Source organism: Streptococcus sanguinis (assembly GCF_019928825.1).
Lineage (GTDB): Bacteria > Bacillota > Bacilli > Lactobacillales > Streptococcaceae > Streptococcus > Streptococcus sanguinis_L.
This window is the reverse complement of sequence record NZ_JAHZOP010000002.1, coordinates 294,762-313,922: the sequence shown is the minus strand read 5'-3', so window position 1 is coordinate 313,922 and position 19,161 is coordinate 294,762. Positions and strand designations below refer to the sequence as shown.

At 44.2% G+C, this 19,161-nt stretch carries 21 protein-coding genes and 1 pseudogene; all 22 read right to left on the bottom strand.

Annotated elements, in window-relative coordinates; genetic code table 11:
* Positions 1-98: 98 nt before the first annotated feature.
* Positions 99-614: a diol dehydratase small subunit gene (locus K1J09_RS05105; protein WP_002907134.1), complete on the bottom strand. Its 516-nt coding sequence runs from the start codon at positions 612-614 to the stop codon at positions 99-101.
* Between the two features lie 30 nt (positions 615-644).
* On the bottom strand, positions 645-1,313 hold the full coding sequence (locus K1J09_RS05100; protein ID WP_002896346.1) for a propanediol/glycerol family dehydratase medium subunit: 669 nt from the start codon (positions 1,311-1,313) through the stop codon (positions 645-647).
* An 11-nt stretch (positions 1,314-1,324) separates the two neighbouring features.
* On the bottom strand, positions 1,325-2,986 hold the full coding sequence (locus K1J09_RS05095; RefSeq protein ID WP_002910470.1) for a propanediol/glycerol family dehydratase large subunit: 1,662 nt from the start codon (positions 2,984-2,986) through the stop codon (positions 1,325-1,327).
* 21 nt (positions 2,987-3,007) lie between these two features.
* Positions 3,008-3,718: pseudogene (gene pduB / locus K1J09_RS05090) on the bottom strand (propanediol utilization microcompartment protein PduB); the annotation flags it as partial.
* 432 nt (positions 3,719-4,150) lie between these two features.
* Positions 4,151-4,600 carry a cupin domain-containing protein gene (locus K1J09_RS05085; protein WP_002898196.1) on the bottom strand — a complete coding sequence of 150 codons (450 nt, stop codon included), beginning with the start codon at positions 4,598-4,600 and terminating at the stop codon, positions 4,151-4,153.
* Between the two features lie 17 nt (positions 4,601-4,617).
* Complete coding sequence (locus K1J09_RS05080) at positions 4,618-5,712, bottom strand: ethanolamine utilization protein EutH (RefSeq protein WP_125331203.1); 1,095 nt, start codon at positions 5,710-5,712, stop codon at positions 4,618-4,620.
* A 16-nt stretch (positions 5,713-5,728) separates the two neighbouring features.
* Positions 5,729-6,010, bottom strand: coding sequence for a EutN/CcmL family microcompartment protein (locus tag K1J09_RS05075; RefSeq protein ID WP_011836570.1), 282 nt, complete (start codon positions 6,008-6,010; stop codon positions 5,729-5,731).
* A 14-nt stretch (positions 6,011-6,024) separates the two neighbouring features.
* Positions 6,025-6,672: an ethanolamine utilization protein gene (locus K1J09_RS05070; protein ID WP_125331204.1), complete on the bottom strand. Its 648-nt coding sequence runs from the start codon at positions 6,670-6,672 to the stop codon at positions 6,025-6,027.
* A 31-nt stretch (positions 6,673-6,703) separates the two neighbouring features.
* Positions 6,704-7,330 carry an ethanolamine utilization phosphate acetyltransferase EutD gene (eutD, locus tag K1J09_RS05065; RefSeq protein ID WP_002896361.1) on the bottom strand — a complete coding sequence of 209 codons (627 nt, stop codon included), beginning with the start codon at positions 7,328-7,330 and terminating at the stop codon, positions 6,704-6,706.
* Positions 7,331-7,353: 23 nt separating this feature from the next.
* Positions 7,354-7,995, bottom strand: coding sequence for a hypothetical protein (locus tag K1J09_RS05060; protein WP_125331205.1), 642 nt, complete (start codon positions 7,993-7,995; stop codon positions 7,354-7,356).
* 197 nt (positions 7,996-8,192) lie between these two features.
* Positions 8,193-8,468: a propanediol utilization microcompartment protein PduA gene (gene pduA / locus K1J09_RS05055; protein WP_002929465.1), complete on the bottom strand. Its 276-nt coding sequence runs from the start codon at positions 8,466-8,468 to the stop codon at positions 8,193-8,195.
* Positions 8,469-8,523: 55 nt separating this feature from the next.
* Positions 8,524-8,805, bottom strand: a complete 282-nt coding sequence (pduA, locus tag K1J09_RS05050) for a propanediol utilization microcompartment protein PduA (protein WP_223323172.1) — start codon at positions 8,803-8,805, stop codon at positions 8,524-8,526.
* Positions 8,806-8,839: 34 nt separating this feature from the next.
* A complete protein-coding gene (locus tag K1J09_RS05045; protein ID WP_125331206.1) occupies positions 8,840-10,318 on the bottom strand; it encodes an acetaldehyde dehydrogenase (acetylating) in 1,479 nt (492 codons plus the stop codon).
* Between the two features lie 6 nt (positions 10,319-10,324).
* On the bottom strand, positions 10,325-10,888 hold the full coding sequence (locus K1J09_RS05040) for a BMC domain-containing protein (protein ID WP_125331207.1): 564 nt from the start codon (positions 10,886-10,888) through the stop codon (positions 10,325-10,327).
* A gap of 15 nt (positions 10,889-10,903) precedes the next feature.
* Positions 10,904-11,557 (bottom strand): ethanolamine utilization microcompartment protein EutL, encoded by a 654-nt coding sequence (eutL, locus tag K1J09_RS05035; RefSeq protein WP_032913438.1) that lies wholly within the window; start codon positions 11,555-11,557, stop codon positions 10,904-10,906.
* Positions 11,558-11,572: 15 nt separating this feature from the next.
* Positions 11,573-12,493 (bottom strand): ethanolamine ammonia-lyase subunit EutC, encoded by a 921-nt coding sequence (eutC, locus tag K1J09_RS05030; protein ID WP_126435866.1) that lies wholly within the window; start codon positions 12,491-12,493, stop codon positions 11,573-11,575.
* A gap of 16 nt (positions 12,494-12,509) precedes the next feature.
* Positions 12,510-13,880, bottom strand: coding sequence for an ethanolamine ammonia-lyase subunit EutB (locus K1J09_RS05025; RefSeq protein ID WP_002915829.1), 1,371 nt, complete (start codon positions 13,878-13,880; stop codon positions 12,510-12,512).
* Between the two features lie 31 nt (positions 13,881-13,911).
* Complete coding sequence (gene eutA / locus K1J09_RS05020) at positions 13,912-15,345, bottom strand: ethanolamine ammonia-lyase reactivating factor EutA (protein WP_061592164.1); 1,434 nt, start codon at positions 15,343-15,345, stop codon at positions 13,912-13,914.
* Positions 15,346-15,458: 113 nt separating this feature from the next.
* A complete protein-coding gene (locus K1J09_RS05015) occupies positions 15,459-16,895 on the bottom strand; it encodes a sensor histidine kinase (RefSeq protein ID WP_223323170.1) in 1,437 nt (478 codons plus the stop codon).
* Positions 16,895-17,470, bottom strand: a complete 576-nt coding sequence (locus K1J09_RS05010) for an ANTAR domain-containing response regulator (protein ID WP_223323168.1) — start codon at positions 17,468-17,470, stop codon at positions 16,895-16,897. Before K1J09_RS05010 ends, K1J09_RS05015 begins: the two co-directional genes overlap by 1 nt.
* Positions 17,471-17,494: 24 nt before the next feature.
* The gene (locus tag K1J09_RS05005) at positions 17,495-17,839 is read right to left on the bottom strand and encodes a BMC domain-containing protein (protein ID WP_002898216.1); all 345 of its coding nucleotides are present in this window, start codon (positions 17,837-17,839) and stop codon (positions 17,495-17,497) included.
* A 96-nt stretch (positions 17,840-17,935) separates the two neighbouring features.
* Entirely contained in the window at positions 17,936-19,078 is a 1,143-nt protein-coding gene (locus K1J09_RS05000) for a 1-propanol dehydrogenase PduQ (protein WP_002896393.1), read from the bottom strand.
* Positions 19,079-19,161 lie beyond the last annotated feature (83 nt).

Here is a 19,161-nt window from a genome sequence, read left to right as displayed (position 1 = left end):
ATTTTCACCTCCACCAAGAGTAGGCTATTTTGAATAGTATTTATAAAAGTAGTGATAATAATCTTCTTCCAACCCAAAATAGCCTTGGTAAAACCGAATTAGTTGTCGCCTTTCAACTTCTTGCGGCGCTCATAATTTTCAGCGGCTTCTCTGACAAAGCCCGCACAGATAACAGCTCCATATTGGTTTTCCAATTCATTGGCAATATCCAATAATTCCTGTTTGGAAGACCGGTAAGGGCGCAGGGCATTGTAGATTTCCAGCACACGCGCATCCGGAACCTTGGTCAGTTCCGCAGCCCGAGAAAAGTTATACTGGATTGCTTCGCGGCCGGCATTCTTAGCAATTTCACCTTGCTTGATCAAAATCTCTGGCTTAATCCGCAAATCCTCTGCAGTTACATAGCCAGACAAGATATTTTCCAGTGTAATATCTTCGAATTTCTTATCCTGACCAACCTTTATCCAGTCTGGGTGTTTTTTAGAAATAGGATAATCAGCCGCTGTCGCTTCATCAGAACTGACAGGACGACTGGTTGATCCTTGACTAGCTGAGCCGCTGTCGCTTAGCTCGGCTAATATTTGTTTTACTAATGTTTCTACTGATTCACTCATTCTGATTTCTCCTTGTAGACATCATATGCATTAAATCACCTGACATTCATCAGCTGGTTTTCCTCTTTTAACCAGTTTCGTTTCCTTGATATGCAGCAAGGCTGAGTATGCCTGGTACTTAGGACGAGCCATTTGGTCGTTAAGGGTTGGCACCGGATTTGGTGTTTCACCCTTAGCATACTTAGCAGCATTTTTACCAATCAAACGATAGGTTTCAGGAGTTAACAAAGGTGCCTGCGGGAAGAGTTCCAGATTACTGAGCGGTGGCAAATCACGTTGGTGAATAACCGTTGTTCCCTTAGACTGAACACCGATAGAAATGCCAGAACCAGACAGGTGGTCTCCTTCTACCGCTACAAAGGCAACGTCAGAAGAACGATAGACCTTGACAATGCGAGCCTTAAGCCCTTCTTCTTCGATACCAGCCACCAGCTGACGCAGTACTTCCGTATGAGGAATGTCCACCATCGTCTTCACCTGCTGTTCTCCAAAGGCAGGTCCAACTGCAATAACGACTTCATCCGTTGACTGGCTAGGTTTAGCCACACCAACTGTACGGATGACAGCTTTTTCATTGGACACAGGCTTTGTGACTGGCTTTTCGCTTGTTTCAGCAGCTGTTTCGTTGGTATTGGCGCTCATCTCTTTCATCACTTCTGCAATAATGGAGCGCAGTAAAGTTTCATTTATCTCTGTCATCTTAGCTCCTCCTATACATCACGCGGGTCAATCGCTTTAGGAATGTCTTTGACTTTTTCCCATTCTTCGCCGACCAGACGATGGCCTGTACCGACACCAACATAGTCATTCGGTGAATTCACCGCTGAAATAACATTCCAATCCCGATCAAAGATAGCAGATGTTTGCAGGAAATCCCCTGCTACACGTTGCTTGAACAAATTGAGCAACTCATTGGCAACTTCTGGGAAGCCATTATTAGCCAAGGCTTTGATCAAATCAGCCCCTTGAACTCCGCGTTCCAGAATACCTTGAGCAGCCTTGATGTCTTCAACCTTATCCCGCTCTGGCATATCTTTAGAGCCATGAGCATAGGTAGCTGCTTCGACTTCTTCGTCAGTAATCGGCGGCAGACCCAAGCCCTTGAAAAGAGCTTGCATAACGCGTGCTGCCTTGTTCCGAACCTTTACAACTTCCTCTTCTCGTACAGGACGAAGACCACCGTCTACCCGCAGGTCACGTTGCAAGACATTGTAGTCGTCAAAATCTTCCGCATCCCAGTTAGATCCGGCAAACATATTGTCATAGTTTGGTGTAGCAGAGTAGCCAGAGTTGATAAAGTCTGTACCTGGCGCAAACTGCATCAAAGTCCGAACAGAGCGACGTAAGTCTGAGTGAGTAAAGGTTTGGTCATTTGATGAAGCACATTCCAAATCCAGCATGCTGGCAATCAAGTTTTCAGCAACGACCGCCCGAATACCACTCGGAACAGCTGCTGGAATACCGATACAGCTTACTGATCCATTCTGAGTTCCTTGAACCCCAGCTGCTTTTGTTACATAGAGACAGCGAGCTTCCAGATAGAGCATGGACTTGCCTTCGGCTTGTCCCATCTGCACTTCAGACCCTGTACCAGAAGTGAAGCGCATCTTAAGTCCACGAGAGGCATAGGCTGAAGCCAGAAAGGCCTTGGACCAAGGTGTATCATCTCCATCAGTGAAGACATCTTCTGTACCATAAACAGAAATGGTCTCAGCATAGGCCGTAAAGCCACGCATACCAAATTCTAGCTCTGTCGCTTCTTCCAAGGAGCACTGAGTCAGTACCCCAGGACGGCCCACTTGGGAGCCAATCATCAGAGACAGAGCATTGAAAGGAGCATAACGCACTACGGCAACCGTTGTTTCCTGCTCTGCAAAACCACGCAGGGCTCCTTCAGCTGCATCTGCAGCAATCTGAACTGGATTATCATTGACGTTAGTGACGTGGGCTTGCGTAGCTGTTTGCTTACGGGTCCGCATCTTTTGCAGACACATCATGATTTCCACGACATTCATCTGATTGACTACTTCAATGATTTTAGCCGGAGTCATGGCCTTGGTCAGCTTGATGATTTCTGTCCGAGGCACATTCGGTGTCAATATTTTATTGGCAATCTCTCTTGAGTCCATCTGAATAACTTCTTCAGCTCGACTCAGGTCAATCCCGTAGTTAGCAATGAACTGGTCAATCAGGTCAAATTCTTCTTTTGGTTTGCCGTCTAACTCAACCACTTTCCCATTTTGAATCTTGATACTGGGTTTAGGATCATTGGGGCTTTCCATAGCCACTAAACCTTCTTCAACCCATTCTTTTACAAATCCATCTTGGTTGATAGGGCGTTTGCTTAATACTTCAAAACGTTTGGATCTCATACCGTTTCCTCCCTCTCACTCTTAAATGTAAGATGGCTGTGAGTTGGTTGGCTCGTCACCCATACTACCTAAAAGTGCCAGTCCAACTTCACGCGCTGAGATAACTGATTGTCTAACTGCTCCAGAATCTCCACTGATAAAGAGAATGGCTTCGTTTGAGTGGCTGGTACCACCATTTCCTGGAGAAGCATAGCCGACAACAGTAACATTGGCAGCCTTGACAGCTGTATCTGCCATGACAACACCAATCGCTGCAGGTGCTCCGACAATCAATCCAAAAGCACGGCCGTATTCAGCACCAAAGGCAGTCTGGCAAGCATAGCTAGCACGCGCAGTATATTGGAGTTCAATATGCCCTGCATCATTAGCATAAACATCGCCAAAGGTTCGATCCACTTCCTTCAAGGTTACTTCCACAGCTCGTCTGACATCTGATACATCTTCACCACCGAAGATAATCAAACTTCCGTGTCCAGCACCGCCCTTAGTATCACGAGGCAGTTCGATTTTAACTATTTCTGTATTGGTTGCTTTGACCGCTTCATCTGCGGCCATAATATGAGGACCCGCACCGGTACGAGCACCGACTACACCAATTGAGCGATAGCTCTTTTCTAGCTTCATAGCATCCAGCACCTGCTGGTCCACATTGGCAATGACAAGTCCAATTGTATCGCCTATCGGATTAACACCGACAAATTCTGTAATATTGCATTTGTTTTCCATAAGACAGCTCCTTTCGCTGACACATTTTTTGAAGCGCTTACATTTTCAAGGAATAAGGAAATCAGATAAGGGGAGCACCATAACTATGCACCTCTTTCTGATTCTATTTTTTTACTTTTTTGGGGTCAAAAGAATAGATTATTCTAAGGTTTTCTGTTAGAATGAATATGGTTGTTTTTTATAAAGGAAAAAATTCTGCATTCTCAAAAAGAGCCTAACCAACTTTTTAGGAATACCAAGCTAAGCCTACAAGAAATATACTTGACAGGCCTTTCCCTTCAGAAATAACAATCGCAGAGACAGATAACAGATGATAAACTTTTCGCAGGGTTGCTCATCTTCTATCTGTTTTTTTATTTTCCATCATTACAGAATGGCAGGACAGCAGGCCGCTGTCCTGCCATTCTAGTAAATCTGATAGTTCAATCTTCCAACAAACTAGCCTTGCCAGTCAGCCGGATAGGTCACATAGATAAAGCGGGCCTTATCTCTGACAGAGAACTGAATGTCGCTGCCTTTAGGGATAAAGAGTACTTCGCCAGGGCCAGCTGTCATGACTTCGTCACCAACGATAATATCAAGACGCCCTTCAATAACATAGTCCACTTCATCATAGTCCAGATGCCAAGGGAAAGTTGTCTTTTCCATGGTCATCAGACCCAAGCCCAATCTTGGACTCTCATCTAAGGTCAGCAAGTCTCGTGTATAAACCTGATGGCTGGAATCACCTGTATCCAAGCGATCTTCTGGACGAACATCTAGACCTGGCAGGGCGATAGAAGCTACGCCTGCCTTGCTGACTTTCTTCCCACCATCTTTAGTGGCTAATTCTTCCAATAAAATCTTACGAACCAATGTTTCTAGGTCAGAACGATTAATATCTGCCATACTTCATACCTCCAAGTCTAAGCTTCCTTCTTCGTTAAGAAGAAAGCCAGTAATACCGCTGTGATACCGCCGACAAATTTACCAATCATCATCGGCACAATCATTTCCGGTTTTTGACCAGCTGTGAAGCCTAGGTGATCTCCGATAACAAAGGAAGCAGATACGGCAAAGGCTACGTTGATAATCTTACCGCGTTTGTCCATATCCTTCATCATCTGGAACATGGCAATGTTATTAGCCAGAGAAGCTACCAAACCAGCTGCACCAACTTCGTTCATTCCTAGGGATTTTCCGATAGCAGAAAGTGGTTTGTTGGCTACCTTGGTAAAGACAGCTACCAGACCAAAGGCTCCAGCCAAGGTTACGGCAATCGTTCCGACAACTTCAAAGGCTTCCTTCAATGTTTCAGCACCTTTTGGATAGAGGCTGATGAGCCATTCATTACCAGTCAGAAGCTGAGCTGCACCAAAGGCCAAACCAAGCGTTGCCAAGATAACAATAATCTGACCAAACACTTCAAAACCTTTAATCATGGCATTAGGTGCCAAAAGCAATCCTATGAAAATCAGAGCAGATACAATGATAATCGGGATAAGATTGACAACCAAGGTTCCAAAAGGCAGACCTGGCACGAAAATTCCTCCGAGAAGACAGCCAATCGGAACAGTTACCAAACCGTATAAGATTCCGCGAGCCAAAAACGGACGGTCATCTTTTTCGATAATACCCAAGGCAACTGGAATCGTAAAGACGATGGTTGGTCCCATCATAGAGCCAAGCACAAAGGCAGCAAAATTTCCTACTGCTGGATCCTGAGCCAGACTGAGAGCCAGAGGAGCTCCTCCCATATCATTGGCAATGAAGGTTGTCGCAAAGATAGACGGGTCAGCGCCCACCAAGCCATACAAAGGCACGACAATTGGTTTCAAGACATCCGCCAAGAGGGGAGCGATTACCATAATCCCAGCCATAGACAGAGCCAAAGCTCCCATAGCCATGATTCCTTCTTCAAATTTTTCACTTAGTCCTAGTTTGCCACCGATACATTTATCCACTGCACCGATCAGCATGAATAGAACCATGATATAAATGATAATTTCATTGATACTCATAACATTACCTTAGTTTCTAATATTCTTCATCACTGTGATAGTCAACCTTGTCAATGATAGCCACAACAACCATATCCACAGGTATATTTACCTTATTCAGGCTCATACGGGCAGAACTGCCAGTGGTTACCATTACTTGGTCTCCTTCGCCTGCACCGATGCAGTCGGCCACAATAAGCAGAGCTGGGTCACTTTGATGTTCATTTAGCTGCCGTTCGACCACTAAAAATTTCAAACCATTTAAATTTTCGTCTTTTCTAGTCGCCCAAAGGCTTCCTTTTACTTTACCAACAAACATCTTTACCCACTCCTTTATTCTATGATTTCTATTTTTTGACGTTTTAGATAATCTCTCGCCAAGGCTGTCACAATCATTCCTTTTTCTATTTTAAAGCTTCCATTTTCAGGTAAGCCCATTTCTCTCAGCCTCTTCTCTGTAAGCAAAACCGGCTTGCTCGGAGCCTTAGTCTTCTGGCTGACTTCTTCTGTCACCGCCCGCTTTTCAGCCGGACGAGGCTCTTCAGCATGATTGCTTTCTAGGAGTGCTAAGAGTTGGCCTTCTTTATAAAATTGCAGACCGTAGCGGACGAGCTTTTCGCGCTGTCCCTGCAGTTCCTGATACAAGTGCACTTTAGAAGATTGCTTGTACTGCTGAATAGCAAAGGCGCTGTCTGATACGAGGACTTTTTTGCCTTTCAAAAGACTCTTTAAAATGACTGCTTCCTCCACCGCTAAAGGGCAAAGGGATGAGAGTCTCAGAAAAGCATCAAAACCAAGTGTCTCAACAACAACAATCTCTGCTGTGCAAGAATCTTTTACAACTTGAAAGCCTTCCCCTTCTAATAAATCAGGAATCTTATCGCCTCCAATGACGTATACTGAGGGTTTCTGAGGCTTTTTCTTCAACTTTTCCATCAGGCGGTCTGTAATCAAATCTACTAAATGATCTAGATTTTCCATTCTTTATCTACCTTTTATTTGCTCATACGACTTATTTTTTAATAATCCGTCCGCGTGTTCCTTTTTTGAAACCACAGGCATTAGCTTCATCGTAGTCAATATGCATATAAGTCGCAAATTTAGGACTAACACGGATGACCACATCATCAAAAATCAGCGGACGAGCTCCTTCTACTCTGACTTGTACAATCTCGTGATTTTTTACATTCAGACGTTCGGCATCTTCCGGTGTCATATGAACATGACGCTTAGCTACAATCAGGCCCTTATCCAGACAAACTGCCTTGTCTCCATGAGCCAAGATGACACCTGGTGTCCCTTCGATATCGCCACTTTCGCGAATGGGTGCCTTGGTACCCAGCTGCAAACAGTCGGTCAGGGAAACTTCTACCTGAGAATGTTTGCGAACAGGTCCCAGAATAACCACATTGTGAAAAGCGCCTTTTGGACCGACAACTGTCAGCCTTTCTTGACTAGCGAACTGGCCTGGCTGTGATAGGTCTTTTGCTTTTGTTAATTGATAGTTGGGACCAAACAAGGCTTCCAAATCTTCCTGACTCAAATGGACATGACGTCCGCTCGCTTCTACCTCAAATGACCCCTGCAATTCTTCCTGAACTTTATCAATTACTTTATTTACCAAATTTTCTAAAGTCATTGCTGTTCTTCTTTCTCTTGTTATTAGCTTGCTATCAACCAGAGCAAGACTTCAATTGATTTTAATAATTGAGAAACCTTACAAGCAAATTGATCTCTGTCACCATCAGCAGCCTGCTCCAATTCTTTGCGCAGGAGGGTCGTTTCGATATATGTTTCATAGCAATTCAGCTGCCAAGTCGGCTCCTGATAACTCATCATAACCGTTTCTTGATCGAGCTGTCGACTGACCCGAATGGCCTGCAATTCTGCATTGCTAGGCAGGTCTGTCTGGTAATCAGAAATATCATCCAGAATATGCTGACCAACGATTTGTTCTACTATGTTCAATAGTTGGCCAACTTGCTCACACTTTTCATCCTGAAAAGCCTGATGCAATTCTCTCTGGTTCTTCAAAAAGCAAGTATAAAGTTTAGTCAGTCTAAATAGTCGTGGATACACAGCAGAGTCCTCAAGGTTTGTAATCGGCACCCTGATAACATCAGCAGTTGAGGCTGTTTTCCCTTTGGTCTGACCTGAACAGATAATTCGAATATGGTGATCATTGAGAAAACCTCTGGCTGCTGGCGTCAGTTTTTCATCTTTGTTTAATTCAAAGACACCGTTATCAGCGAGAACGGATTCTCTATAAAGCTTTCTGATCTTAGCTTCTGTAAAAACTGACATGTATTCACATCCTTCTACTCCGTTGATACTCTGTGAAAATCAATCTGATACTCTTCGAAAACCAATATTTCCTTTTAAGTATAGAGCTACTGCCCATAAGCTTCATTTTCACTGAGTATTCTATTTGCCTCAGGGGCCTGTATCAGGCCTAAACGCTACAATACAGGCTCTTTCAGCAAATATTTATCTGTCCCAGATTATTTGGGCAGAATAACTTCCACTTCAGCATGTGGACGTGGAATTACGTGAACTGAAATCAATTCACCAACGTTTTCAGCTGCAGCTGCTCCAGCATCTGTCGCTGCTTTGACTGCGCCTACATCACCACGAACTAAAACTGTTACCAATCCAGCGCCGACTTGTTCTTTACCAATCAAAGTTACGTTAGCGGCTTTGACCATTGCATCAGCTGCTTCGATTGCGCCGACGAGTCCTTTTGTTTCTACCATTCCTAATGCATTTGCGTTTGCCATGTTTATTTCCTCCGATTATTTTCTTGTTTTTAGATTTATATGAAAGTCTGTAATCTTATTCTTGATGAGGCAAGATTACTTCTACTTCTGCGTGTGGACGTGGGATTACGTGAACTGAAATCAATTCACCAACGTTTTCAGCTGCAGCTGCTCCAGCATCTGTCGCTGCTTTGACTGCGCCGACATCACCACGAACCATTACAGTTACCAATCCAGCACCGACTTGTTCTTTACCAACTAAAGTTACGTTAGCGGCTTTGACCATTGCATCAGCTGCTTCGATTGCGCCGACAAGTCCTCTTGTTTCTACCATTCCTAATGCATTTGCGTTTGCCATGATTGTATCCTCCAATTTTAATGTTTAATATTGACTATTTTAGTTTTTCCAATACGCGTTGAACCAACAAGGTTACCAGTTCTTCTTCGTTTGATCCGTCAACTGCTACTGCTTTTGGTTCTTCCACTGCCATATTTTCTGCTTGTCGCAGGTCTGACAGTTCAGCTGTTCCGTAAGCTACACGACGGATATTGAAGAGATTGAGCGGGCTGACATTATCAGATGTCGCGCTGCCACCCACAGCTCCACAACCCAAAGTAAAGGCTGGGAAGAGACCAGTCGTTGCACCGACACCACCCAGAGCTGCTGGCGTATTGATCAGCAGACGAGATACTGGTTTTTTCAGTGCAAATTCACGAATAATTTCTTCGTTTTGACTGTGAATAGCAAGAGTGTGGCCTGCACCTTCGTGATGCAAAATCTTAATGCTCAGCTCACAAGCTTCCAACCAGTCCTTGACAGTGTAGAAGCCTAAGACTGGAGCCAGTTTTTCCATAGAATATGGATACTGCTTGCCGACGCCTGTTTCTTCTGCAATCAAGACCCGAGCATCTGCTGGAACTGAAATACCAGCTAACTCCGCAATCACTTGCGGTGTTTTACCAACCATCTTCGGATTCATCGCACCACTCGGCTGGATAATGAAGGCACCCAGTTTCTTAGCGTCTTCTGCTGGAACAAAGTAAGCACCTTGTTTCTTGAACTCTGCTACAACCTTTTCCTTCATATCTTCTTCGACGATGATAGATTGCTCAGATGCACAAATCACACCATTGTCAAAGGTTTTAGAATCCAAAATCTGACGAACTGCTTTTGGCACATCTGCTGTTCTTTCGATGAAGGCTGGACCATTACCAGGACCTACACCGATTGCTGGTGTACCAGATGAGTATGCTGCTTTGACCATGGCATTTCCGCCAGTCGCCAAAATGAGATTTGTATCCTTGTGTCGCATCAACTCATTGGTAGCTGCGATGGATACCCGATGAATCGCACTGATGGCTCCATCCGGACAGCCAGCTGATTTAGCAGCTTTCTTGATGATTTCCACTGTTTCCTCAATACTCTTAAGAGCATTTGGGTGAGGAGAGAAGACGATACTGTTTCCTGCCTTCAAAGCGATCAAAGCCTTATACATAACTGTTGATGTCGGGTTGGTTGATGGAATCAAGCCAGCGATGACGCCGACTGGAACCCCAACTTCCAAGACTTTCTTTTCCTTGTCTTCGCGGAGAACCCCAACAGTTTTCATATCCTTAATTTCTTCAAGAATACCTTTGGAAGCAAGAGCATTTTTCAATACCTTGTCTTCCCAGCGGCCAAAGCCAGTTTCCTGAGCCGCCATTTTTGCTAGGCGTTCACGCTCATCATAACAAGCTTTCGCTACTACTTTTACAATGGTATCAATTTGCTCTTGGCTCATTTTAGCAAGTTCTTGTTGGGCTTTCTTTGCATCCCGAATCAAATTCCTTACTTCCTGAATCGATACCAAATCTTTATCTTCTAAAAACATCCGCAATTACTCCTCTCCTATTGTTTCCATCAAAGTCTCAACGAGAAGTTTCTTGTTGGCAAATTTTATTTCTTTCTTGCTGAGACGGATACCTTCTTGATGATAGGCAAGGCTGCGTAGTTCGACGACTTTTAGTTTTTCCAGTTCTTCTCTGGTGTAGCTCCTTGTCTCTCCTTCAAGCTTCTTTGCTGGTTCAGCCTTAGTTTCCTTTACAGGCTGAGGCTTTTCTTCGATTTTTTCTGAAGGGATTGTTTCCGCCGTAGAAGCAATCTCTTTTTTAGCTGTTTTACTATTTCTCTTTGGTACAAAGAGAATGTCTGTCTGGTTATCCAACCTAGAAATTACATGGCTGGCCAGATAGTAAGGTTTATCCTGTACCAACTCAACTGCCGCATCAACCGCTGAGCGGACTGCACTGACATCGCCTATTAATTGAACTGTGTTCAAACCAGCTTTGACCGTTTCAATATTAAGCAATGATACATTGGCAGCCTTCAAAGCCGCATCTGCCGCAACTACAGCACCTAGATAACCTTTTACTTCAATTAAACCTAGTGCTCTATCTGCCATTTAATCAACTCCTAATCAATAACTTTTAGGATCATTTGCTACTGCGATGACTGCATTCGCAAATGCGTCGCAGGCAGCTCGGCATGCTGACTGTGATCCGACCAGAAGGCCGCCGGCAAAGTTGGTTTCGCTCGGTGGTCCATAGAAGGCTCCAACTTGCACATCTGCCGCTTTCAAAGCCGCATCCAGTGCCACCATAGCTTCACCCGGTGGAGCAATCAAGTAAGCAATCGCTGTTCCTTCTTCTGCATTAGCTCCCTCTGACAGGTAAGAACCTGCACGAGAGATACAATGAGCAAAATAAGGAATGCTGTCATCATCATTGGCACTGTAGAAGCTAGCCCCATTTTCGATTTCATAGACTGCTACATCCAGACCGCTGCGAACTTCTTCTGGGTTTGGACCAGCCAAGATACCGATGACTTCACCAGCCAGCTTAGTTGAAGCGTTGCCTGCACCAGCGTACATACTGCGAGCATAGACTACTTCGACATCTGCTGCCTTGGTTGCTTCATCCAAGGCTACATAAGTGACATCATCACAGTCAGAAGTGATAATTCCCAGGCTTCTGTGATGTGGTTTAAGCTCCAAAGAAGCTGCCAAACCTGCATCCACGTTCGAAATCAGAAGGGCACTTAATACACTTGCACCTAATCGATCATTTTTCAAAGCCACTACCTCCTATTATTTCAAATCAATTCCTGATTTCTTATTATCAAGAATCTTCTTAATGATTTCTGCTACATAGGCCCCAGCTTCAACGGCTGGTGTTCCGCCTTTATGAATATTGGAAACAACGGTCCGTTTCGCTTCTGGCATACCAACTGTTGGCTTGTAGGCCAAGTAAGCACTCATGGACTCAGCTGTTACTAGACCTGGACGCTCACCGACCAGCATACAGATAACTTCTGCTCCAGTCAATTCTGCGATTTGGTCCATAGCTGCAACCCGAGCATGCTTGATAAAGAGTACTTCACCAAAGTCCAGTCCGAACATTTTCAGACCTTGCTTCAGAGCTGGCAGAAAGTCTTTGACGTTAGCCTCAATAGCTGATGAGCTAAGACCATCGCCAACGACAATCTGAACCTTGGCATTAGGTTTGCATTTTTCTTTGATAATCGCCTGCTGATCTTCAGGGAAGATGCGGCCAAAATCTGGACGTGTCAAGTACTCATCCTTAGTTGCTGCCTTGGTCTGTACAGGAATGAAGCCCATTTCCTTGATAAAGTCATCTGAAACATAGGAGAAGACCGCATCCTGAGCTGCCGCATGGTCTGCTCGGAAACGCAGAACAGTTTGTGTCTTGTAGCGATCACCTGCCCGCCACAAGCCCAGACGTGCCGGAGTAAATTTCTTAATCTTCCGGTAGGCTTCTTCATTGATGGCATTCGGAATCAAGAACTGTTCCTGGATATCTACTTCCGTTATATCTGGAATGACGCCATCTTCTATCACTGAAGTGTCTTGTTTGACTTCTTCCTGCAGAGAAACTGCAGATTTTTCAACTTTATTCTGGTCAGTCGCTGCTGTTTCTTTAGCAGCTGAGTCGCCGCCCATCTCATTTAACAATGAGCGAATCATTTCTTTTAATTGCAATTCATCCACAATGATTTCCTCCTTGCTAATTTTGTCTCATAAAGATGGAGCCGTCTCCGCCGATTTCTGTCAGGTGGCCATCTTCCATCAAGCCCATCTTTTCCATCCACTCTTCAAATTCCTTGATTGGACGTTTGTTGAGAAGTGAACGCATGGTTGCTGTTTCATGGTAACCAGTTGTTTGATAGTTAAGCATGATATCGTCACCATGAGGAATCGCCATGATGTAGTTAACATTAGCTGCTCCGAGAAGAACCAAGAGATTTTCAGCATCGTTTTGGTCAGCCTTCATGTGGTTAGTGTAGCAGATATCACAACCCATTGAGATACCAGTCAGTTTGCCCATGAAGTGGTCTTCCAAACCAGCACGGATAACCTGCTTAGAATCGTAGAGATACTCAGGTCCAATGAATCCAACAACGGTATTTACCAAGAATGGATCAAAGCGTTTAGCGAAACCATAACAACGAGCTTCCATAGTCACTTGGTCTGCTCCATGGTGAGCGTCAGATGAAAGTTCAGAACCTTGACCTGTTTCAAAGTACATGACATTCGGTCCAGCAGCTGTTCCTACTTTCAGGGCTGTATCCCAAGCTTCTTGAATGATTTTAGCATCAAAACCAAAGGCTTCATTTCCTTTTTCAGAACCAGCGATAGACTGGAAGACCAATCCTGTCGGAGCACCTTGATTCATGGCTTCAATCTGAGTAGTAACGTGAGCCAGTACACAGTGCTGAGTTGGAATCTTGTACTCTTCGATGAAGTCGTTAAACTTATGCAAGACCCGTTTAACACTTTCTACTGAGTCGTCAACTGGGTTCAGTCCTAAGAGAGCATCCCCACATCCATAAGCAAAACCTTCCATAGTAGAAGCCATGATACCGTCTGGATCGTCTGTGGTATGGTTTGGTTGAAGACGAGAAGAGAATGTTCCCGGCATACCAATCGTTGTATTCGCATGTTTGGTAATGACAATCTTATTAGCAGCCACAATCAAGTCCAAGTTGGTCATCAACTTAGCAACAGCCGCTACCATTTCCGAAGTCAACCCACGAGACAGCCATTGAATGTCCACGTTCTTAGTCTTGTTATCCAAGATCCATTCACGCAGCTCTTCTACTGTCCAATTCTTAATCTTTTCGTAAGTACGAAGATTGACGTCGTCAATGATAATCCGTGTTACCTCATCTTCTTCATAAGGCACTACTGGATTATTGAACAAATCAGACAGTTTCAGCTGAGCTAGTACAACCTTAGCAGCGACACGCTCTTCAGCAGATTCTGCTGCTACTCCGGCTAGCTGATCTCCGGATTTGTACTCATTGGCTTTGGCCAGCACTTCTTTTACGGATTTAAATTCGTAAAGCCGACCAAACAATTTTGTTTTCAAAATCATGGATTACTTCCTCCTTTGTGTAAATAAAAGTTTAATTAAACACCAATGTTTTCACAACAATCGGTAAGACCGAGCCTTCAATGACTGGATTACCAATATCGATATAGTCGCCATTTTGAACATCCACTGAGTCAATGCAGACAAATGGATAATCCTTTGGCAACTGAGCAAAGAGACATTGACCTAAAACCTTGGCCATATCTTCTCTGACTACCACTAGCAGCGGAATTTTCTTTTCAATACTTTCGCTCATTCCGCTGACAATAGCCTCTGCGTATTCCAAAACTCGGGCGAAGCTTGGGCTTTTTTCTCCATTGATTGCCAAAGCCACCTGCTGGACTTCATTTTCCAGTGTGAACCAGGCTACCTTGTCCCTGATAATCTGCTGCAGTCCCTCCTTATCCTCATGCTCATCAGAAGCTGCCAGTTTGAGAACTGGAATGTTCTTAATAGGGAGGATATCAGAGATGTAGGTAATGGTACTGCCACTGACATCGGTCGTATGGCTGCCGGCTCCAACAACGGTTGCCCGAATAGTCTCAGCTGACTGGATGACTTTCTTTTGATCAAAAATCTTGGATTTTCTCAGCGCCCTGCCAAGCAGGATACCGATATCCCCATAGCGGAAATCATCCGCCGAGGTCGTTTCCAAATATATTCCATCAGCTACACCACCAGAAAAGGATACGCAGTGGAGATCATAGTTCAACTTGAGACCGTGGTTGGTCTGTAGGAGCTCATAGTAAGGACTGTGATTGTCAATTCCTACAGACTGTTCTAATACGGAGACCATTTCTTGAATCAGCCGATCCAAATCAGCCCGATGGACCGTTTCACCAACTGCCAGCTGAAGCCCCTGCTCTGCAATGATAGTCTGCAGTTTTGGAGCAATATAGCTAATCCGCTGGGTCTGCGGATCCATCTTTATCAGCCGACCTCCGATATCAAAACACCCTGTATCAATCACATCTCCTTCTCGGAAGACCGCCAGATTGGAAGTCCCCCCACCAATATCAATATTGACGACTGATGTATGATGCTCTTGAGAATACTGATGGCTGCAGGCCCCTTTACCAGCGATGATACTCTCAAGGTCTGGCCCAGCCGTCGCAACGACAAAGTCACCAGCGTAGCCACTCAGTGCTTGGAGCACCTGACTGGCATTTTCCTTGCGAGCCGTCTCACCAGTAATGATGACTGCTCCCATCTGAATATCTTTTTTCTGAATGCCTGCCTTCGCATACTCATTCAGAACAAAGTTTTTGATCTTATCCACCTCGATCAAAAGTTGATCCGAAATTGGTGTGAAGATAATTTCACTTTTATAAAGAACTTTTTTATCTGTAATATAGACACGAGGAATAGTAAACACAGAAGCAATATTCTCGATGGTAAGCTCTGAAAGGATCAGCTGTGTAGTGGCTGTCCCGATATCAAGCCCCACACTCAAAATTTTATCTGACATACTAAAAACCTCCAAAAAAAGACGCTCAAAGCAATGCAAACAAACAGAGTTCATTTACATTCTTCAAGCGTCATTGCTTTTTTCGACTGACATCATTGTTAGTCTGGTAGTATTTATTTTTTAAAACGAATAGTCGTTGTCGTCCCCTCATGGTCTGAGTGGATAGACAAGGTTCCAAACAATTTTCCTTGGACAAAGCGCTCCACCAAGAGTAAACCCAGATGATTCTCAAAGGCATGCTCTTGATTGTAACCGCTACCATTATCCAGTGCTTTTAAAGTTATTATATCATTTTTAAGTCCAACCTGCAAATGGATTTGCGGCTTTTCTGGATATTTTTTGTCCTTAAAAGCATGTTCATAGCTGTTTTGCAATAATTCATTGACGATTAGCGCCAGTGAAGTAGCCCGGCTGCTGTCAAGACAGAGTTCCGGTTCCAAGCTGTAGGTCAGGGCTATTTCCCTATGCCCGGAAAAACAGCGCTGAACATTTTCGATAACTTTCTTCAGCAGATGCTCAATCTGAATGCTGTCATCCTGCTGAGAAGACAGGAGCTCGTGAGTTGCCGCTATGGAGAGCACACGATTCATACTGTCATTAAGAGCTTTTTTGGTGTCTGCTCCTGGACTTTGCTGAGCTTGTAGTCGCAATAAGGAAACAACGGTTTGCAAGTGATTCTTTACCCGATGGTTCATTTCACGAATGGTAGTTGTATGGGTTAAGAGCTGCGCTTCCTTTTCCTTGATGTCTGTAATATCCTTACAGATCATGACCATATTTTCACTCTCAGCCAGCAGGTAGCGCTTGACCAAAAAGCAATAAGTGCCATAATGTACCTCAACTTGGTGAGGTTTTTCTTGAGGGGCTTGCGGTCCCAGTTGCTGGATTTCTTCAAAAGTCAGACTGTCTAAGACCAGATTGCTGTAGTGCATTCCCTCAATCGAGTCCATATAGCCCAGCTTATGGCGATAAGAATCAGCAGCTGCTTGATTGAAATACTTGAGATAACCCTGCTGGTCAAAGACCAGACAAGCTTCATCTATATGATCAAATAAAACAAACTGCTCTTGGGCTGAAATCTCAGGAGTGCTCCGTAACTCAAAACCGCCGTCCTCTTTATCTAAAGAAAAGTGGTCCGGTAAAGTCTGAGGAGCATTTCTTTCGATAATCAGCGTTCCGATGACGCGCTCTTCTCTCACTATCGGAAAGACCGTCTGATGGATGGCTAAGCCCTCCTGCGATCTGGCTGAAAGCCCAATCGAAGGAGCGCCCGTCTCCAAGGTCCGGATAACACCTGGCTCATTTTCCAGGTAAGCCATAGCACCTACGACCGAGTTTTCGTACAAGCTGAGCTTGCTTTCCGGTTTTTTGTGAAAGATAACAATGGCATGTTCTGAAAAGATATTCTTTACGTCAATGAAGACATCTTCATTGGCATAAGCTGAGTTTTTCAATAATTCATCAGCCTGTTGGACAAGATGCTCGATATCAGCCTCATCCAAATTTGTCTGTTCCTGACAAAGCTGCTTTATCTTATCTTTATACATCATTACACATCATCTTGGAGCACCAGCAATTTGGCAATCTCAATCATCGGCACTCTCTTTTGCATACTAATTGTCCGAATGCGTTTGAAAGCTTCTGGCTCTGACAAATGATCACGAGCCATCAGCAAGCCTTTAGCCTTTTCAATCACAATCCGATCGTCTATTTTTTTAGACAGCTTGACCATTTCATTGGACATCTGCTGAAGCTGACGGCCCTTCTCAATGCAGACCTCTACCATTGGAACCAAGGACTTGGCATCCAAAGGTTTAACCAAGTAAGCACTAATTCCATTGGTTTTAGCTTTTTGAACATAGTGTTCATCACTGTAGGCTGACAGTAGAATCACACTGTAGGCTAAAGCATCTTCGAGTATCTTCTTACCCGCTGTCAGGCCATCCAGAAGCGGAAGCTTGATGTCCATCATGACCAAGTCACAACGATATTTCTGACACAAATCAATAGCCTCAAAGCCATCGGATGCCTCAGCCACCACTTCATAATCAGCTGCCTCTAATATATTTCGGATATCTAATCTTACAATTGGATCATCATCAACAATTAGTATTCTGCCTTTCATACTTCCCCTCGACAGTTTGATTTTTTATGTCCGCGTTACGACAGTGCTGGAGAAGCCCAAAATCTCTTCCAGACCTTGTAAAACGGCAATGAGAGCTGCCTCAACAGAAGAAACGTCACCTGTCATCACGACAGAGCCGCTGAAACGATCCACAAAACCAACTTGAACATCCGCAGCCTTGGTCGCAATATCAACCGCAATGATAGCCGCTTCACTCGGAGTGATCGTCAAGATTCCAATCGCATCCTTGATTTCTGCCTGCAATCCCAATTTTTCAAAAATGACTTCATCAGGATTTGCGATAAGGTGCGCCAAGGTCACTTGTTTCCCAGGAACGTATTCCTGTATCATTCTTTGTTTTTCTTCCAATTTAGTAAACCTTCTTCATGATTTTAAACGTTCAGAAGTGTACTGCATGCTCTTAATCATTATACAATAATTTTGGCATAACAGCAATTCAGAGGATTAAAACGCTTTCTCTAATACTTTAAGCAGCTCTTCTGCCGTAGGGACGCGAGGGTTAGTCGGAGTACAACCATCATGCAGAGCAGCTTCTGAAATTTCTACCTTGTACTGAGCAAAAGCATCTGCTTTCACACCATATTCTCTTAGAGAAGTTGGCATCTCCAGCTTTCTTTGCAGTTTCTTGATAGCTTCAACCAGCTGTCTCACTCCTGACACAGGGCTTGAAGCACTGCATCCCAGTAGTTTGGCAATATCCTGATAGCGGCTTGCTACAGTTTTGTCTGTCGCCTGCCGGTTCCGATTGTTGAATTCGATACCAGCATTATACTGAATAACATGGGGCATTAAAATACTGTTTAAACGACCATGAGGCACATGGAACTTAGCGCCTGCCGCATGTGCCAGACTGTGATTGATACCCAAAGAAGCTGTATTAAAGGCCATACCTGCCAGAGTGGATGCTGCATGCATCTTTTCACGCGCTTCTACATCCTGACCATTTTTGTAGGCTTTAGGCAGGTATTCAAAGACCAGCTTAATTGCCTTTTCAGCCAAGGCATCAGAGAAGTCCGTAGCCTTGGTCGATACATAAGCTTCAATGGCATGGGTCAGTACATCCATTCCAGTGTCAGCCGTGATGTTACCAGGAAGTGACAGAACCAAATCCGCATCTAAGATCGCAACATCCGGAAGGATTTCTTTGGTCACTAAAGGATATTTGGTACCTCTCTCTGCATCCGTGATGACAGAAAAGGACGTTACTTCAGATCCAGTTCCGCTTGTTGTAGGAATGGCGATGAGAATAGCCTCTGAGAAGGCACCCTGCTTCTTGGCAAAATAATACATAGCCTTGGAAGCATCAATGGCAGAGCCGCCACCAATAGAAAGCACAATGCTGATTGGTTTGTCTCCTGCACTCTTGATACCAGCCACAACTGTTTCGATTGGCGGATCAGGCACAATATCTGTGAAAACAACAATATCATTGCTGTCATCAAAGTTGGCTAAAATGGCATCCAGCGTGCCAGATGTCTTCAAAAAAGGATCGGCAACGACTAAAATATGCTCGTTTTTATAATGGCTTAATTGCTGCAGAGCGCCCTTGCCCACATGCAATTCAGTCTTATAGGAAATCTTATACATCTTTTCTCCTTTCTGTTGTATCTATTTTTAAACAAAAAGAAGCTATATGAAAATAAGACTGCTCCCCTACACACGTCACAGCA

Bases quoted from the DNA above. Each gene is read 5' to 3' on its own strand.
- K1J09_RS05105 (WP_002907134.1), bottom strand. From the start codon at position 614: ATGAGTGAATCAGTAGAAACATTAGTAAAACAAATATTAGCCGAGCTA.
- K1J09_RS05100 (WP_002896346.1), bottom strand. From the start codon at position 1,313: ATGACAGAGATAAATGAAACTTTACTGCGCTCCATTATTGCAGAAGTG.
- K1J09_RS05095 (WP_002910470.1), bottom strand. From the start codon at position 2,986: ATGAGATCCAAACGTTTTGAAGTATTAAGCAAACGCCCTATCAACCAA.
- K1J09_RS05085 (WP_002898196.1), bottom strand. From the start codon at position 4,600: ATGGCAGATATTAATCGTTCTGACCTAGAAACATTGGTTCGTAAGATT.
- K1J09_RS05080 (WP_125331203.1), bottom strand. From the start codon at position 5,712: ATGAGTATCAATGAAATTATCATTTATATCATGGTTCTATTCATGCTG.
- K1J09_RS05075 (WP_011836570.1), bottom strand. From the start codon at position 6,010: ATGTTTGTTGGTAAAGTAAAAGGAAGCCTTTGGGCGACTAGAAAAGAC.
- K1J09_RS05070 (WP_125331204.1), bottom strand. From the start codon at position 6,672: ATGGAAAATCTAGATCATTTAGTAGATTTGATTACAGACCGCCTGATG.
- eutD (WP_002896361.1), bottom strand. From the start codon at position 7,330: ATGACTTTAGAAAATTTGGTAAATAAAGTAATTGATAAAGTTCAGGAA.
- K1J09_RS05060 (WP_125331205.1), bottom strand. From the start codon at position 7,995: ATGTCAGTTTTTACAGAAGCTAAGATCAGAAAGCTTTATAGAGAATCC.
- pduA (WP_002929465.1), bottom strand. From the start codon at position 8,468: ATGGCAAACGCAAATGCATTAGGAATGGTAGAAACAAAAGGACTCGTC.
- pduA (WP_223323172.1), bottom strand. From the start codon at position 8,805: ATGGCAAACGCAAATGCATTAGGAATGGTAGAAACAAGAGGACTTGTC.
- K1J09_RS05045 (WP_125331206.1), bottom strand. From the start codon at position 10,318: ATGTTTTTAGAAGATAAAGATTTGGTATCGATTCAGGAAGTAAGGAAT.
- K1J09_RS05040 (WP_125331207.1), bottom strand. From the start codon at position 10,888: ATGGCAGATAGAGCACTAGGTTTAATTGAAGTAAAAGGTTATCTAGGT.
- K1J09_RS05025 (WP_002915829.1), bottom strand. From the start codon at position 13,880: ATGATTTTGAAAACAAAATTGTTTGGTCGGCTTTACGAATTTAAATCC.
- eutA (WP_061592164.1), bottom strand. From the start codon at position 15,345: ATGTCAGATAAAATTTTGAGTGTGGGGCTTGATATCGGGACAGCCACT.
- K1J09_RS05015 (WP_223323170.1), bottom strand. From the start codon at position 16,895: ATGATGTATAAAGATAAGATAAAGCAGCTTTGTCAGGAACAGACAAAT.
- K1J09_RS05010 (WP_223323168.1), bottom strand. From the start codon at position 17,470: ATGAAAGGCAGAATACTAATTGTTGATGATGATCCAATTGTAAGATTA.
- K1J09_RS05000 (WP_002896393.1), bottom strand. From the start codon at position 19,078: ATGTATAAGATTTCCTATAAGACTGAATTGCATGTGGGCAAGGGCGCT.